Source organism: Arthrobacter sp. NPDC093128 (assembly GCF_040683875.1).
GTDB lineage: Bacteria > Actinomycetota > Actinomycetes > Actinomycetales > Micrococcaceae > Arthrobacter.
In genome coordinates, this window is the sequence record NZ_JBFBEY010000046.1 from 1 (window position 1) to 15,748 (window position 15,748).

Consider the following 15,748-nt stretch of genomic DNA (forward strand, 5'->3'; position numbering starts at 1 on the left):
ATTCTGCTTGCCGGAGTCGCCGTCGCCCTGGTGGCAACCGGAGGTGCCGTCGTCATGCAACTGCCTGTCACGGACAAAAGCTCAATTGATTGCTTCGCACGAGCCGAACTCCACGGCAGCTGGTTCCCCGGCACCACAGTTGTACTGGGGGAGGGAACACGGGTCGGCGAGCCATCGACACAACGCAACCCAATCCCTATCGAGGATGCGTTGGCCGCGTGCCGGGACCTGTGGGCCCAGCACGCGTTCGACCCCAAGAGCCCGAACGGCATGGCACATCCAGGCCTGTATGACCGGAGCTTCTCCTACCCGGTTCCCGACCTGTTGACAGTATGTGTGCTCAGTGATGGCCGGGCCGCTGTCATCCCAGGGGACGAAAACGTGTGCGCTTCATTGGGGCTGGCGGTGAAAGCCGACACCGTCCCCTAAGAGGACCAATCCCAGCATTCGTCCCGTTCAGGGTTCGGCGAGGGGCTAGTTGAGGGTCCGACGGCGTAGAGCTTCGTGAACGTTCCCAGCGAAGAACGGAGACCAGAAAGTGCACTGAAGTGCATCAATCACCAGCTACGGCTTGAGTGCTCGCGGAGCCAACGCTCGTTGCCGGCAATAGCCATTGGGTCCTGCTATTCCAACTGCTATAGTCCGGGCATGGCCAGGTGGTTCAGACGCAAGGCCCGCAGCGCGGACGACCTCCGCCGCGCCCGCACATGGATGATAGTTAATGCCATCTTCTGGCTGGGCTGGACGGCATTACACGCCTCGGAGTCCCCTGAGCTCCGGTTCCACATCAGTGATTGGATGGCCATGTCGCTTTCGGCTGCATGTGCAGTTGGAGCGGCGTATTACCAGAACCGACTGGACCGGACCCGCGCCCTTGAAGGTTACTCCGGTGGGAAGCACCCGGAGCTCGATCACTGATTTTTCGGGTAGCCCTACTCGTGCGCATGGTGAAAGCCGCTGTTACGCTGACTGCAAGACCAGCGGTGCGGATGGTGAGCGTCCATTATGGACCGAACGCGCATTCGGACCTAATGGCAGCTGCCCTCATCATCCCGGCACTGATCCTCACATTCTCACCCGGACCAGTCACTGCACTAGGCGGACTGATTTGGTGGCCTGATAGCCGCGTTCATCATCATTTGGCCATATCTGCTGCACAAAGAATCAGCACCGAGGGTTGGCCACTGAGAACTTTCAAAATGCCAACTCGTGGTGCCTGCGAGTCCTTGGTTGGCGGCCCCGTAAGAGTTGCAATCGTTAAGAACCGACGGGGAGATGTGTGTTCGGAGTCCAAAGCTCGAGTGGGCCAGTTTCTGCCCGGTCAGGGTTACCGCAACGGCCAGGTGGAGCAGCGCCGTTTTGAGCAATGAGGCGGCTGAGGCGACCCCGTGCTGCTTACGGAAGGACTTCGTCCAGTAACTTCTGGGACATGAGTCCCTTCGAGTGGAAAAGCACAGGACTCATCGTGTCGCCCGTTGACCACGAGAGCGAATTCGACCACCATTTCGCGGCTTCCCATGGCTTTGCGTTCGCTTCGAGGCGTTTATTGGCCGCTTCAACCAGCGGATAAACCCGATTGTTGTCCCTATCAACCTGGAAGTCCGGGTACTCGAACGTCCCTCCAATATTGAGTCCAAATATCGAACCGGACTGACGCAGGGTTCGCATCTTCTTGCTGCCGATGCCTTGTTCTGCAGGAAAGAGGTAAGCGGCTGCCACGGCGGGCGTCAGTGACTTGAAGGACCGTCTTAGAGCCCGATGCTCCTTCGGCATGGGATCTGATGGAGCATACAAGTCTTGCCATATTTCCTGCTGCTCCCAGTCTGCTGGAAAGCCCATCAGCGAAGCCGACTGATTTATGTCATTGACGGCTCTGCGCACGTATTCCCGCATGTCGACACGCCAACCGTCGTCTTGATTGATGCGCGGTAGTAGGAACGCCAGGGCCGCCAAGGTGGCATATATTCGCGTATGCGCGTTCGGGGTTTTGGTTATGTGGTTCAAATCGACAATGTGGTGTGGCAACCCAATTTTTCGCGTAATGTTTTTGTTCCAGAGGCGTGCGTGATGTGCACACGTATTCCTGACAAATCCCAGGTTGAGCAAGAGACTCTGGAGGGCGCTCTCGTCGCCGCTGTGGTCTTTGCGGACTAGACCGAATTCCTCGGCGATATGGACCTTTAGGGGCTGTGGCAGGCCCTCGAAGAGTGTGCCAAGTGCGCCCATGGTGAGGATCTCCGTGACTACCCATGTCGGGAGAGAGTCATGGCTGTAGCCGTCTTTAAAGTGCTTAACGAACCCTTCATTTGACCGCGCCTCAAGCTTGCGAACGGTCCCGAGGAACTCCACATGGTCACTTAACAACCATTCGGAATGACGTAGCGGATGTGCAGGGTCCGTGATCTTCGTGAAGCCTGGATTGAGCGCCTGGGGGTTGTGATGCGCAAATGGGTGGCTTTGACCCAGGAGATGACCTATGCGGAACCGCATCGCCACTTCAACCCGTTCGATGGCTTCGAACACTCGGACTCGCAGTCCGCGGTCAAACTTGTATATTTTTTCGATCTGATCCAGCGAGGTGTTCGGCAGAAAAGTCGACAACCGCAGCTCTTTGCTTGGCGAAGAGTTCGTGTCGATTTGCCGGAAGGGCCACCAGTAGCCACTGAGCCTGTAGTACCCAACAGATTCCAGCAAGGCAGTCGCCTTGTCGTCGTCGGGTATATCCATGCCATACGAACGGAGCAGTGCAATCTGCTCGGAAACAGTCTTGAAGGGTTTGTCGTAGACATTAGGCATGCGGACAATCTAATTCGTTGTCTACGGTTAAATAAAACCAGCCGCCCTTCCTGTCGGAAGTTAGCGGCCGGACTTGTTGCAAAAAGAGTAACAGGTTTGTAGGTGCGCGCGCCACCCTGGTGTGTAGACAACACCCGACACCCCGCTAAGGGTTGGGCTGAGGGTGGAACGGAACAGCCTAGGTGCCATAGCCCCGCTGGCCGGATTCCGTCCGGTGCAGCAGAAGATCTATGAACAGGCTCAAGTCGCTGGCACCCTGCCCATAGTCAATGAGGGTCGTAGGAACCCGAGGGCGGCAAGTGGCGTAAATTTCGCTGCCGTCGTCTGTCTCGGAGAATCTAATCTCTATGAACTCCCCCCAGGTCCAAAAATTGCCTCGCACATAGACATCCACGCCTCCAGGGGCTTCTTCAACTCGTGAAAATCGCTTCTGGCTTTTCACAATTGAACGAATTTCCTCACGCAGGACCTCCGACCCAACGCCCACTTTCAGAGACTTGGTCGCCCTTACGCCTTCAACATGGATCCCCTTGGCTCGCGCAGAGGTCCTAGCCCGCTGGTTGCGAACCACGGCTATAGGGCTCAGCACAATCAGGACTAACAGGCACACGCCTAGAACAGCCAAGAGTGGAAGTCCCCACTCCGGAACTAACGACTCTTGCCCCAAAATAAGCCTCCTGCGCGAGATCCTCATGCTACGCTCGGCGGCGGCCGTTCGGGCCGTCAATACCCCGGTCCGTGTGGTTTACCTCTGGCTGCCTTTGCCTCGCCGCTGCCTACAGTCCTCATCTGTCGGAAGGCCGCGCATAACGCCGGTCAGAGTTGCATAGCCTTTTCGGCGGCGATGGATGCTACGACGGCATGGATGCTTTGCGCACTGCTAGATCCAATGAGTGTTCGCACTGGTAGCTCCTCTCACGGGGCAGGCCCGGGCGCCGGCGGCCCTGTACTCTCCGAAGCGGAGTCGTCCGCGTCGTCGAAGAAACGCCGAGCCTGCGGCAGCCAAAGTGGGCCGATGAGGACGATCGGGACGAGGAAGAATAGCCACGTCCAAGAAGGCGGCCAAGAGAAGCCGAATCCACACAGCACGACGGTGTAGCTCAGGTAATAGCGCATGTTTCGATCGCCATCTTTGAGGGTTTGCACGAAACTGGCACCGATCACGGAAATTAGCAGCAGGACGAATCCGAAGAGCCAGGGAACCCATGCCGGCTTCGGTTCTGTCGCCATTTCGAAAATGGCCATGGCGCCAAGAATGTCCATCACTGCTATCGCCGCCATCAACGCCCAAACAGCGAAGAGCACCTCAAACGGTGGCTTCCTTCCCTCTTTCGGGGAACTCACCGGGCCTCAATTCCGCTTGCCATGACCAGAGCGTAGACCAGGGTCAGGTCCCAAAACAGCCCATCCCGATACGGGCTCCCGGCCGCCCGCATTCCAATGCATTTGTCCCAAAACACTTGGTTCCCGCGGTGAACTGACTATTCGGCCAAGATGGCGACCCGACCACCTTTTCGGCCCACTCAGGGTTCCGTAAAATGACTGAGCATGTCGACCTCATCCAGGACCATTGAGGCGGCCTGATCCAGAACATCCACGACTCTGCTGACCCATGAATAGTCCTCGTCGTGTGTAAAAGTATTGGGTTTAGTTATTGCACTGAGCGGCAAACGTGGTCGATGATCATCCTGTGCTCGCTCGGAGCACGCCAAAGCAGGGGCGGTGATTCCATGACCTATTGGCCCCTGATACCGCTGTTTGCAGGCCTGCTAATTCTTGGAGGCTGCATGCTCTACACACGATCCAAACGGTCGCACGATGGCCAGCCTTTCCAAGGACGGACCACCGTTGCGATCTTTACCGTGATTTCGATCGGCCTGCTTCTCTACGCCTTGATAGGCGTCCTTACGACGTCCCCGGCGTAATCCCCGGCGTAGTGAGTGCCCGCCGCCGGGCACGTTTCTTTCCCCGGCCACCCTATTAGCGCCGTCCCTGGCCCGCCCGTGTCGCAGCTCAAAACTCGGACCGCCTCCACGATGACTCGCTCCAAGGCCTTGGCCCGTTGTTCCGGTGACTCCTGACCTGAGCGCAGGAGCGGACGGAGAATCAACAGCTGCTGTCGGACAATCACCTTCCTGAAAATGAGCCAGACGGTTCCAACCACGAGAAGAGCGATCCCCAATTGCATGTTCACCGACTCCTATAAAGAGCGGTCCCACGAAAGCGCACCTCGAAGCAACAGCGCAAAACCCCATCAGCGAAGGGCAGGGGTTCGAAGTCACGGTGCCCGCTGGGTGCCTCCGCCTCCCTCAGGTGCCGAGGCTACAAGCCACACTAGTATTTGGGAACAAGACGGGCTCGCCCTGGTTCACACTGCCCGTTCATCGTCGCTTTCACCCAGGCTCGTCACGATCCGCTTCGCTGATCTTCACTCGTCGGAGGAGCCCTTTTTCACCCGATCAGGGTTCGGCTGACGGCCGCCGGCCTGCGACGTACGGGGGTGAGCGTCCTGCGCCGCCAAAGTCCGTCATCAACAGCTGCACACAGGGCGCTGCAGGACTCTGCATGGGAGCGCTGCCGCAGTTCAGTAATTAGCAGTTACGAGCATGGCCCCTCCTGCGAGTTCGCAAAACAGCCCTATGAAAAACAGCATAATCAGGGCTTTCCGCTGGGTATCCAGCGGCTCGCTCATCCATCGTGGATGCTTCGTGACGAATATCACCATCGGAGTAGCCAGTAATATACCGATCAGTGAGAGCACTATCGACTGTGTTATCACTTGCTGCATGGCCTCATCGTAGCGACAGCGCGAAGTCTGGACGATGGCTAAACACAAAGCCTGGTGAGGCGCCCACCATTGGGGATGAGGGACGCTCTAGCGATCAACCTTGATGCGCTGGCTCCCTGCCCGTTCATTGTCGCTTTTACTCTGCTCGTCACGAGTCGGCTCTCTGGCCTTCGCTCGGTCTAAGGAGCCCTGCTTTCCGCCCGGTCAGGGTTCGGTTGAACGGACTGGAGAACCGCCAGGCCAAGCTGAGACTGACTTACGGAACGGCCGCTCTCGGTGTCCGTTGACAAGGGGACGAAGGCTCGCTGACAGTGGTCCATGGACACATCGGCGCGGGATAGAAGGATTCGGATCGGCGCAGGACTGGTCATGGCCGGACTCGCCGTCACGTCGGTGATCATTGTTCTGGTTTCCGCCCCGGACCCCAGATCTGACATCGTTCCGATCATCGTTCCCTGCGTCCAAGCGCTCCTTACTCTCGTCCTCGGAGCCTGGCTTGCCTCCGGCAAACGCGGCACGGCGGACCTGGTTCCGGTTCCCGGCATCTGGAGGAGAATCTTTCTCCTCATTACTGTTCTACTCGGCGTTTTGCAGTTTGTGTGGCAGCTGATCGATGATCCCCGCAACCTGGTGCTGGCCGCGTCATGGCCCAACTTGGTAGGTATAGGCATCATGCTGCAGTTCGGGCCCGGCCGGCATCACTTCCAGAACGAGGAGCAATGGATCACCGCTTTGTCCCCCCACGACGCGGTGGAAGCCCTGGTCCGGGTGTTCGGCCAGCCCGGATTGACCACGAAAATCACGGGTTCGGACGTTTGGGTGGAAATCAGCAGCGAGTGGAAGGGCGAATGGCGCCACCACGACGCTGCCAGGCACCTGAAGGTACGGCCCCACATCCGTTTCGTGGTTGATGCCACGGACAACGGAACCCGGGTTACCGCGTTCAGCCGCGAATTTCAGCTGGGGATGTACGACGTGTTGAAGCTCGCGGACGAAATGAGCGAATCTGGGGTGGCTCTGGCCAGAGAGGTGACCGGAACGCCCGCATGAAAAGCACCCCCTTGAGTTCGCCCACGTCGGCCCGTTGAGGGTAGCTTTCCTCTCGCTGGCTCTTCCTCGCCGTTCTTGTGACTCACGCGCTGACCGAGCCGATATTCGGCCCGGTCAGGGTTCGGCTTTGGAACATTAAAACGGCGCGTTGCCTGGGGCTGCCTGCTCCGCTGTGTGAGTCAGGAACCGGCCCGCCCTCCGGAAGTCACGGACGAGAAACCCTACCCCGGCCACTATTACTCCCACACCAGTTGCCATCAGCCAAGCGAACAGACTGTCACCGCGGAGGGCCAAGTTGATGACTTGAGGAATGAAGATGAGCGGATACAACGGCGCCAGAAGCAATAGTTGCGTGGCGAGGCCCTTTCGTAATTGCACCGCGGCGGCCCGGGTGACCGAAAGATGTTCCGGATCGATGGGTCCCTTCCCTGCGATCTGACGACGGACCTGCTTCTTTTCCTCGTTTTCCAGGGAAAGAAGCACATCGATCCTCCCCAACTTTGCTGCAGGTACCACTTTCTTCGCGTTGTAGACCAAGCCCCCAATCAGGGCGCCTAGAAATCCAAGGAGAAACCCGAAGGTTAGGAAGGTCGGCCACCTCTCCGGTGTGCCCGGGAAAGCCAGGGTTCCGCCGATGGTCCCGGCCGCGACCAGGATGAAGAATCCGGCGGGGAAATAGCGGGTGTAATAGGTCTTCACGGCCTCGCCTAGGCCGTTGTCTTCGACGCCCTGGGCTCTTCTCGTCGCGTCTGCCCAGCGGTCATTGGCCTCCGCCATGAGATCGTCAATACCGCTCATCGTCTTCTTCCCCGAAGCACAAACGCTGACAAGGCGCCACTGAAAACCTGCTGATGCGTCTTGTGCAGATCCTAGCGACCGGAGGACTAAGGGGACACGTCTCCAAGCTACTAGATTCGCGACAGGGTTTAACGAACCAAGGTTGTTGCCGGCCTAATCGGCACCCGCCAAGCGCCATGGTCCGGCTTATGCCTGGTGAAGGATCCGCTTAGGGGACCGTGCCGCAGAGGGTTGGGCTCACGATCAGCTAACGGGCGCAGGTGGACACCAAAGCGATGACAGAACACCGCCACGAAGCGTTCAAATCCACATCCCCGGGCCGCCGCAGTGGCCACCGTCGGGCATGAAGCTGGACATTATCGTGTGTCAGTCTCAGGGTTCCTATGCGGTTTGGGACGGTCCGAGCGCATGTACTGAATCCACATCACGAGAGAGGCGACCGCAACTATGAGGGACAGGGCAGCGGCGATGAGAAAAACAATGTTGTCCTGTGTCCCAAACGCTAGCGCCGTGAAGCACACGGTCATTACGGTATAGCCCACTATTTGGAGCACCAAGATGCGGGGGCTGGGCCGCGCCGGCTTCTTCCCTGGTTCGGTCACGCCTATCGAGTCCGTCATCCGCAACCAAACGTTGCGGCGCCCACCGTCTGTCATGGCCCAACCCTAGCCCCGGTAGCCGTCGTGCTGTAGGTCAACAAGCACGCCCATCCGCAGCGGCGTCGTCTTCGCGTGAGAGGCTTGGCGTCGTGGAACTCAGCGAACAGCCTAGGTATGTCCGCTACCAGGCGGTAATTCCCAATCGCAGGGGCACCCACCCGGCATCTTCGCTCTCGCCAACGGCCTGGCCGCCAGCGGCAAGCTCAGCGCAGAGGATCGGGCTGCTTGGCGGCGTGCAAACGATCGAGCCGACTGCGCGTATACGGACCCGACCACCGTGGATGCATCTGCGTCTTGTTTACTTCGTCGGTCCACTTCGCCATAGCTATACTTCCTCGTTTCGGTGCTGCATTTCGTCCCTTGTTCGTTGTCCGCGTCGCAGCCCACCGGCCATCACCGGTGACCACAGTCTTCCGCCGTTGTGCTTGCGCTGCAGGCGCTTCACTTCACGCATGGTGGCCCGGACGATGAAGTCCGACACGCTCGCGTCGCCTTCCAGATGGCCCGCGGCGAGGAACGCTGCGCGGACCTGTCCGGCCTCGTCCTCGGTGAAGTAGGGAGTGAAAGCCGCGATCTTTTTAGACGGCATCCGCAAGGTATTCCTCCACAGTTTGCCGGTGTGTCAGGTTTCCGCGCAGTACCTCGCGGCCCAGTTCACGGGAACGGTCATCGGCGCGGCCGCCGGCGAGGTACTGTGCGGCGTCGGCGAAAGCAACGGCCTCGTCGATCTCGGATTCGGCCACGGCGTCAGGGTCGCTGACTTCAGTCATAGTCTCAGCCTTTGCATTGAAGGAGGTATCCCGCACGGGGCGTTAATGGATCGTCCCACTCCTCTGCCGGCATCAGCGCATCGGGGATCTGACAGCTCACCAGTAAGCCGGTTCACCGTTTGGCCCGGGGTGGTGGATCCGCCCTTCCGGGTTGGCCTCTTTCCCGAACCACGGGTCATCATCGGCGAACTGCGGGGCCGGTTCACTGATGGGCCGGTAGGTGTCGTCCCCGTCGCCCCTGCTGCTGTCCCGAGGTACGTCGGGGGTGCCGCTGACCGCCACATTCTGGAATCGCATGGACAGGCCGATTTCTTCGACTTCGAGTTCGATCACGGTCCGCTTCTCCCCTGCCTTCGTCTCGTAGGTCCGGGACTTCAGCAACCCAGAGGCAATGACGCGCATGCCCTTGGTGAGGGATTCCGCGACATGCTCCGCGGCGTCCCGCCAGACGCCGGCGGGCAGGAACAGGGTCTCGCCGTCCACCCATTCATTCTTCTGCCGGTCGAAGGTCCTGGGCGTGGAGGCGATGGTGAAGTTCGCGACCGCGGATCCACCCGGGATCCGTCGCAGTTGCGGATCGTTAGTGAGGTTGCCGATTACGGTGATGCTGGTTTCGCCTGACATTGGGTTCGTTCCTTCTCTGCTGGTTTCGTTCGGTGCGGCAAAGGCGGGGGTTTTCTAGGCTTCGCGGACGCGGCCGGCGGCTGCTTCGATGCTGATGATCTGATCGATGTTGGCGGGGTTCAGGCCGGACCAGTGGTTTTCGGTGCCGTCCTTGTCGTAGACGATGACGGGGACCTGGGAGTAGCCGAGCTCTTCGGTGATGTACTCGAAGGCTGCCGGGTTCGTGGTGACGTCCACTTCATGGAAGGTAATGCCGGCCTCTGCGAACTTCTGCTTTGTCTTGGCGCATCCAAAGCATCCGGTGGGCTTGGTGTAGATGGTGAGAGTCATTTTCAGTCCTCGGTTTCGTATCACTTTTAGTTAGGTTCGACTGGCTGACTTGCTACCTCAATTCTACCAATCATTCAACTGAATGAGAAGGCATTTCACCGCTAAATCTAGGGGTTTTTGGCCTTAAATATTCGAGCAGAACAAGCGATGGTCCGTCAGGAGACTGGCGTATGCTGTCATTTTCAGCGGTCCAGGGGCGTTACCGCGCCGTGGGGGTCGAAAATGGGGGCGGCTGGCTTACCGGCTGTAGCTTGACGGCGGGGACGGCTGCATGATGTTAACGTCTGCTGCGGTTAACGCCGTGACTTCTTGGTGCCATAGTTGAGCCCGTTTTTCAGCGTGGTGTGGAGGGCTTCCACGGGAACCGTGGATTGTTGCTTCGAGCACGAGTGCTAGATTCCTGACTTACTCCCTGCCCTCTCCGCGGCAGTCACATGCTCATGTCCCTTCAACTTCAGAAAGTGCCACGGCAATGGACATCGTCCATGAGCGGTCCGTCGGGATGGATATATCCAAACGCGACGCCAAAGTCTGTATCAGAGTCCCGGGCAAGCGCCGGGGCCAGTTCACCTCGACAGTCACCACCTGGGGATCCACCACAAACCAGATCCTGGAGTTGCGGACGTTTCTGGAAGAACAGAACGTCACCGTCGTGGTGATGGAGGCGACCAGCGATTACTGGAAGCCGTTCTATTATCTGCTTGAGGAGTCCCTTCCGGTCATGCTGGTCAATGCCAGGCATGCGAGGAACCTGCCCGGGCGCAAGACCGATGTTTCCGACGCGGCATGGCTGGCGCAGCTTGGCGCGCACGGGTTGTTGCGGGCCTCGTTCGTTCCGCCCGGCCCCGTCCGCGAGTTGCGGGATCTGACGCGTGCCCGTGCCGTCACCGTCCAAGACAGGACCCGGGAGCTCCACCGCCTGGAGAAGTTCCTCGAGAGCACGGGAATCAAGCTTTCGGGCATGGTCAGTGAACTCACCGGGGTATCGTCCCGGGCGATGCTCGAGGCGTTGATCCGAGGGGAACGGGATCCGCAGGTACTCGCGCAGTTTGCCCGGGCCAGCATGAGGTCAAAGATCCCGGCACTGACCGAAGCGCTCACCGGTATGTTTGGCGAGCACCACGCCTTCATGGTCCGGCTGCATCTGGACCGCATCGATCAGCTTGCCCGAACTATCACCGTGCTGACGGAGCAGATCGACACGGTCATGGAGCCCTTTCGTGCGGCCAGGGAAGCGCTGAGCACGATTCCTGGTGTCTCAACACTCGTCGCTGACGTGATCATCGCCGAGACAGGTGGTGACATGAGCGTATTTCCCACGGCCGCGCACTTAGCATCCTGGACCGGTGTCTGCCCGGGATCCAACGAATCCGCCGGCCGGGTCAAATCAACAAGAATCATGCCCGGCAACAAATATCTCAAGGGCGCGCTGGGCATCGCCGCGATGTCCGCGTCACGCGGCAAAAACACTTACCTCAGCGTCAAATACAAACGGATCGCACTCCGGCGCGGCCGGGTCAAAGCCATCGTCGCCATCGAACACGCCATTCTGACCGCAACCTGGCACATGCTCGCCAACGGTGAGGTTTACACGGATCCCGGCGCGGACTTCTACCTGAAAAGGGAACCTGAACAGACCAAAACCAAGGCCATCCGGCAACTCAAAACCCTCGGTTATGACGTCAGCCTCACACCGGCGGTTGCATGAGCGTGCGTCTATTTTCGTACTAGAAGCTGACTGCACAAAATGCAGAAGTCCTCTGCACACCCCGCTACCGGCTTCTTAAGCAGACGCACGCGCCGGCCTCTCGATGTGTCTCGAAACTAACGATGAATACTCCGATTCGGCCAGAAGATTTCGACACATAGTTACGAGAATCGTGCGCCATGAAGAGGCTCCGGCATCTCTAAGAAATCCCGGCCATGAAGCCTCGCTCAGATCAACAAAGGGAGACGTCTCGTATCCCAAGCGCTTCGAGACACTGAGGCTATGAGACACCCCGGCGGTTCCAGAGAAGGAGTCGGCGCCCCTCGGGCGGGATCGCCTATCGCATCAGCTGGTCACTTGTCGGACCTGAACACGATCGAGTCGAAGACGGCGCGTGCCTCTCTCGTCAGCTCAGGATTGATCGATTCGTGAAGTTGGCTCACCGCGAGCACAGCGCGTTTGCCGTTCAAGTCGACCACCCGATAGGTTTCGCGCTCCGCGACGCTCGAGTACCAGCGGGTGCATAGGTTCGAGAATTCTGAGTGAACGCAAAACTGACCGTTGTCGCAGGCTTTGATGTCCACCGCGCCCTCGACGGAGTGGTCGAACTCGACACCGGAGTAATCGCCCACCACGACCTCGACGGGAGGGGTGCTGGACATTGACGTCTGCGCCGTCAACGCGTCGACGAAGGCCTTAGCCGACGGATCGACCTCGACGAGCGCGCCCTGCCACGCGCATGCGTCCGTCGGTACATAGTCCGCGGGCCAAAAAGTCAGGTAGACGGCCCATTCATCTGGGTGATCCGGGTCGTCCTTGGCCATGCTTTCGCCGTCGGCAGTCGACCAGCCGTCTGGGACGGTGATCTCGAAAGGCACCGTGAAGCGGGTGACGAGGTATGTGCCGGCGTCGATGTCGCCGCTCTCCGGCAGCGATGGGATGTCGCTGGCCTCCGACGTGGGTGGAGGGGATGGTGTCTCGGTGGGGGTGCACCCCGAGAGGCCGAAACATGCCAGCAGTGCGATAGCCACCAAGGGCAAGTGATGGTGCGACCGCTGAGCGGCCTTCTCGAGGGGTGTCCTGGAGCTCATCGATCCACCAAGCCGCTATAGGGTACTGTGAGGCCCCGCAGCCAGGTGGCCCCGCAGGCGGCCCGAGATGCGATGCCGTGTCCTCAAGTCTCCTCCGGCACAGTACCCGTGACAATGAAGAGTTGTACGGAGATCAGTTTCGACTCATGCAATCCCCGAAATGGGAGGAGCGCCCTGAAGCAGTGTTGAGGAAACGCCAAATTTGAGGCAGCTTTTCACCGCCCGGGTCTAACTAGCCCGAGAGATCTGGCGGCAGCCTTGCGTCCCGTAACCCTTGGGTTTCGAGACATACCTGTGCATTTGTGAATAGGAGTATCGAGCGAACGGAAGATTTGTGCATCGGAGTGCCGGCCAGCTAGTGGCCACAAGCCCTCTGCACAAACCCTAAAATTCAGGGGAAGCTTGTGCAGCCAGCTTCTGAAAACGACAGCCGCTGCCAGTTTCAGAACCCCCGCGGCCCAACGACCCGATCACTGCAGCCCGGCCCCTGGGCTTCCTATGGGAATCCGTCATTGTCGGCTGTCCCCGCGCCTCAAGTCGAACAGGTTCGGCGGTCCATGCGTCCCTCGTTTGTGAACAGGAGTACCGAACAGAACGACCTTTGTGCAGAGGAGTACCGACCAGCCAGCCTTCAGAAGTCATCTTCACAACACCCGGAAACACGGGAAGGTTTGTGCAGTCAGCTTCTGAAAGTGACAAAGCCACCCTGCGCCTGGTCCTCGGAATAGAGCCGCCGTAGAAGCTGCCGCCCGCCGCCGCGAGCATTCGGGTCGGCCTCGTCTGATCGTTCACAGGTCATCGTCCATGGCTGATCTTTTGCGGCCGCCGGCCGCTTCTAATCTTTGAAGTTAATTGCGCCGCCCTGGAGGTGCATATGTGTAGCGTGGCCGGGGTAAGTAGTCCGTAACAGCGAAAGGGATCTAAATGGCCCAGGGTGATATCGAGACGTACTACGAGGACGGCGCGTGGAAGAACAAGCGCGAAGGTACCGACCGCGCATTTTCGACCGGCGGCACCAAGGACGAGGCCGTCGCTGAGGGGCGGGAAGCTGCGAAGCGGGACAAGGTTGAGCACGTCATCAAGAACCAGGACGGGCAGATTGCCGGCAAGAACAGCTACGGAAACGATCCTCGCAACGTTCCGGGCTAGTTGTGGCTGAGGGTCTGCCGGCGGGGCTATCCCCGCCGGTGCCCTTGGCGCTGGCCAGCAGCATATTAGCTGTCTGGCCGCGCCGGCGTGTTTGTGCCCGGGACACAAGAAGGGCCGGCTGGTAGGCCGGCCCTTCTGCGTTCTCCTCGGCAAAGGAAATCTATGGATTCAGCCTAGCTGAATATTTCTTGGTGTGCGTGCGGCGCCCTGGTGGACGTCGTTGTTCCTGGTGGCGCGGCACCTGGTTGAGCGGTCAGTGGTGGCGCGTTACTTGGCGGTCCGCCGCTGGTGAGTGGCTGCTGTGGTTCGCCCTGGGCGGCGGACCGCCCGACTTTTGGGAGGTTCCCGGCCCTGTCTTGGTGAGTGGTCGGGGGCCTTGCCGGGCGGTGGGGGTTCCGCCCGGCAAGGGGTTCTTTCTTATGCCGCTTCGGTTTGTTCCTCGGCTGACTTGCCGGACTCGAGGATGATCTGCTCAACCTCGCTGGGCGTGTATCCCCACGTGACCAGCTGGTTCAGGTAGTCCCGGTGGGTCTGGGACGGGGACCGCCATGAGTCCTTGGCGATCGTCTTTTCGTAACCGGCGCAGACGAGCGCGATCAGGGAGAACTCGGGCCGTGCCATGGACTTGCCCACGTGATCCCGCAGGGGGTTCCATCCCCACCGGCTGGACTCTTCCGACTTCGCGCCGATCATTTCCGCGGCCACCGTTCCTTCGTAGCCGCTGGCCGTTTCGGAATGGTGCGTGATCGCGTGAACGGTGAAGTATTGCCATCCCTTCGGGGCCTGCTTCTTCGACAGCAGAGATTTGACGAAATCGCGCCGCACGGTGGTGGCCGACACCATGGCTTTGTTGTTCTCGATCAGAGTCTTTCGCTCGGCCTTCTGCTCGTCGGTCATGGGGCCTTTCTGCACGTTGCTTCCGCCGTCGTAGCGTTCGTACTTCGGCGTGAAGCCCAGTTCCTTCCATCCGGTGATGGCAGGAGTGGCGTTGTGCTGGCCCCGGTAGTCGATGCTGACCACATAGGCGTTGGCGTCCTCGTCGGTGGCGGGTTCCCCGTCTGCCCTTTTGGCGGCAGAGACGTAAATGTTCTCTTCGTCGGCGTAGTGTCCGGCGTCCTCAACGACGGTCCTGCCCTGGGCTTCCAGTTCCACGATCAGCGCGGCCAGTGCGGCGGCGCTTTCGCGCCGGTCGCGCAGCAGCTGGGCGACGTGGAGCAGCTGGTCTGGTTCGTCCATGATGACCGATTCCAACTCAGCGGTGGCGTCCTCGTCCCCTTCGAACTCGGCCATGATGAGAGCTTCGTCGATGCTCCACCCTTTGCCCAGGGCGGCATCTCCGGCCTGTGATGCCTTGGCCTTCAACGCGCCCTCGACGGTCGTCTTGGTCCGTCCGGTCTTTTTCGCGATTGCTGCCGCCGAGACGCCGATCAGGGAAAGCTGGTGGTAAGCCTCCGCTTCGTCTGCCTCGGTCAGTTCCGCGCGCTGGATGTTCTCAACCACCTGCGTCACTATCCGTTCCGCTTCGTTCGGGCTGTCGGTGATCATGACAGGGATCCGAGGGCGGGCGGCTTCCACCGCGCCACGGGTGCGGCGCTGTCCCATCAGCACGTGCACGGTGCCGTCGTCCTTGCGGTGCGCGATGACCGGTTCCAGTACGCCGTGTTCTTTGATGCTGGCTACGAACTCCTTGGTCAGTCCGGCGTCCTTGCGGACGTTGGTGTCCACGGTCAGGGTTGCCGGATCGAGCCATTCGAGTACGGGTGTTGCGTTCATGGTGTTGCTCCTTCTTGCCGAGAAGTGGGGGTGAGTGGGGCGGATCAGGTGACCGGCCAGCGTCCCCTCCCCCCGTTGTTTTTTGGTTGCTGGCAAGCTCGCTTGCTCGGCGGCCGACGGAGCCCTGTCTACCCGAGGGCAAGGTGTGGGAAATTCCCGAAGGAAATCAGCGACGAAGGAGCGCCGTAGGGAAATTCCTGCGCCGCAGGCCC

The 15,748-nt window shown here is 59.8% G+C and carries 15 protein-coding genes; 6 read left to right on the forward strand and 9 right to left on the reverse strand.

The window, feature by feature from the left end; translation table 11 throughout:
* Nucleotides 1-429, forward strand: a 429-nt coding sequence (locus AB0N24_RS26650) for a hypothetical protein (RefSeq protein ID WP_364131379.1), incomplete at its 5' end; no start/stop codon positions are given.
* 219 nt (nucleotides 430-648) lie between these two features.
* Nucleotides 649-918, forward strand: a complete 270-nt coding sequence (locus AB0N24_RS26655; protein WP_364131382.1) for a hypothetical protein — start codon at nucleotides 649-651, stop codon at nucleotides 916-918.
* A 477-nt stretch (nucleotides 919-1,395) separates the two neighbouring features.
* Here AB0N24_RS26655 and AB0N24_RS26660 read toward each other — a convergent pair whose 3' ends face one another.
* Together AB0N24_RS26660 and AB0N24_RS26665 are read right to left on the reverse strand one after the other, a co-directional pair.
* Nucleotides 1,396-2,796 (reverse strand): Abi family protein, encoded by a 1,401-nt coding sequence (locus AB0N24_RS26660; protein WP_364131384.1) that lies wholly within the window; start codon nucleotides 2,794-2,796, stop codon nucleotides 1,396-1,398.
* Between the two features lie 915 nt (nucleotides 2,797-3,711).
* Nucleotides 3,712-4,140 (reverse strand): hypothetical protein, encoded by a 429-nt coding sequence (locus AB0N24_RS26665; RefSeq protein WP_364131387.1) that lies wholly within the window; start codon nucleotides 4,138-4,140, stop codon nucleotides 3,712-3,714.
* 443 nt (nucleotides 4,141-4,583) lie between these two features.
* Here AB0N24_RS26665 and AB0N24_RS26670 point away from each other — a divergent pair, with 443 nt between their 5' ends.
* Together AB0N24_RS26670 and AB0N24_RS26675 are read left to right on the forward strand one after the other, a co-directional pair.
* Nucleotides 4,584-4,721 carry a hypothetical protein gene (locus tag AB0N24_RS26670; RefSeq protein WP_364131389.1) on the forward strand — a complete coding sequence of 46 codons (138 nt, stop codon included), beginning with the start codon at nucleotides 4,584-4,586 and terminating at the stop codon, nucleotides 4,719-4,721.
* A gap of 1,232 nt (nucleotides 4,722-5,953) precedes the next feature.
* Nucleotides 5,954-6,634 (forward strand): hypothetical protein, encoded by a 681-nt coding sequence (locus tag AB0N24_RS26675; protein WP_364131392.1) that lies wholly within the window; start codon nucleotides 5,954-5,956, stop codon nucleotides 6,632-6,634.
* Between the two features lie 135 nt (nucleotides 6,635-6,769).
* Here the strand turns inward: AB0N24_RS26675 and AB0N24_RS26680 are convergent, their stop codons facing one another.
* The 5 genes from AB0N24_RS26680 to AB0N24_RS26700 all read right to left on the reverse strand — a co-directional run bounded on the left by AB0N24_RS26680 (nucleotide 6,770) and on the right by AB0N24_RS26700 (nucleotide 9,815).
* Complete coding sequence (locus AB0N24_RS26680) at nucleotides 6,770-7,432, reverse strand: hypothetical protein (RefSeq protein ID WP_364131395.1); 663 nt, start codon at nucleotides 7,430-7,432, stop codon at nucleotides 6,770-6,772.
* 984 nt (nucleotides 7,433-8,416) lie between these two features.
* Nucleotides 8,417-8,680, reverse strand: a complete 264-nt coding sequence (locus tag AB0N24_RS26685) for a hypothetical protein (protein ID WP_364131398.1) — start codon at nucleotides 8,678-8,680, stop codon at nucleotides 8,417-8,419.
* The gene (locus tag AB0N24_RS26690; RefSeq protein WP_364131401.1) at nucleotides 8,670-8,861 is read right to left on the reverse strand and encodes a hypothetical protein; all 192 of its coding nucleotides are present in this window, start codon (nucleotides 8,859-8,861) and stop codon (nucleotides 8,670-8,672) included. Before AB0N24_RS26690 ends, AB0N24_RS26685 begins: the two co-directional genes overlap by 11 nt.
* 96 nt (nucleotides 8,862-8,957) lie before the next feature.
* Nucleotides 8,958-9,485 (reverse strand): single-stranded DNA-binding protein, encoded by a 528-nt coding sequence (locus AB0N24_RS26695; protein ID WP_364131404.1) that lies wholly within the window; start codon nucleotides 9,483-9,485, stop codon nucleotides 8,958-8,960.
* Between the two features lie 54 nt (nucleotides 9,486-9,539).
* Nucleotides 9,540-9,815: a glutaredoxin family protein gene (locus AB0N24_RS26700; protein ID WP_364131406.1), complete on the reverse strand. Its 276-nt coding sequence runs from the start codon at nucleotides 9,813-9,815 to the stop codon at nucleotides 9,540-9,542.
* 472 nt (nucleotides 9,816-10,287) lie between these two features.
* Here AB0N24_RS26700 and AB0N24_RS26705 point away from each other — a divergent pair, with 472 nt between their 5' ends.
* Nucleotides 10,288-11,523 (forward strand): IS110 family transposase, encoded by a 1,236-nt coding sequence (locus tag AB0N24_RS26705; RefSeq protein ID WP_364131409.1) that lies wholly within the window; start codon nucleotides 10,288-10,290, stop codon nucleotides 11,521-11,523.
* A gap of 353 nt (nucleotides 11,524-11,876) precedes the next feature.
* Here AB0N24_RS26705 and AB0N24_RS26710 read toward each other — a convergent pair whose 3' ends face one another.
* Nucleotides 11,877-12,614, reverse strand: coding sequence for a hypothetical protein (locus tag AB0N24_RS26710; protein WP_364131411.1), 738 nt, complete (start codon nucleotides 12,612-12,614; stop codon nucleotides 11,877-11,879).
* Nucleotides 12,615-13,538: 924 nt separating this feature from the next.
* Here AB0N24_RS26710 and AB0N24_RS26715 point away from each other — a divergent pair.
* Nucleotides 13,539-13,763, forward strand: coding sequence for a DUF2188 domain-containing protein (locus tag AB0N24_RS26715; RefSeq protein ID WP_364131413.1), 225 nt, complete (start codon nucleotides 13,539-13,541; stop codon nucleotides 13,761-13,763).
* Between the two features lie 417 nt (nucleotides 13,764-14,180).
* Here the strand turns inward: AB0N24_RS26715 and AB0N24_RS26720 are convergent, their stop codons facing one another.
* Nucleotides 14,181-15,536, reverse strand: coding sequence for a ParB/RepB/Spo0J family partition protein (locus tag AB0N24_RS26720; RefSeq protein WP_364131415.1), 1,356 nt, complete (start codon nucleotides 15,534-15,536; stop codon nucleotides 14,181-14,183).
* Nucleotides 15,537-15,748: the final 212 nt, after the last annotated feature.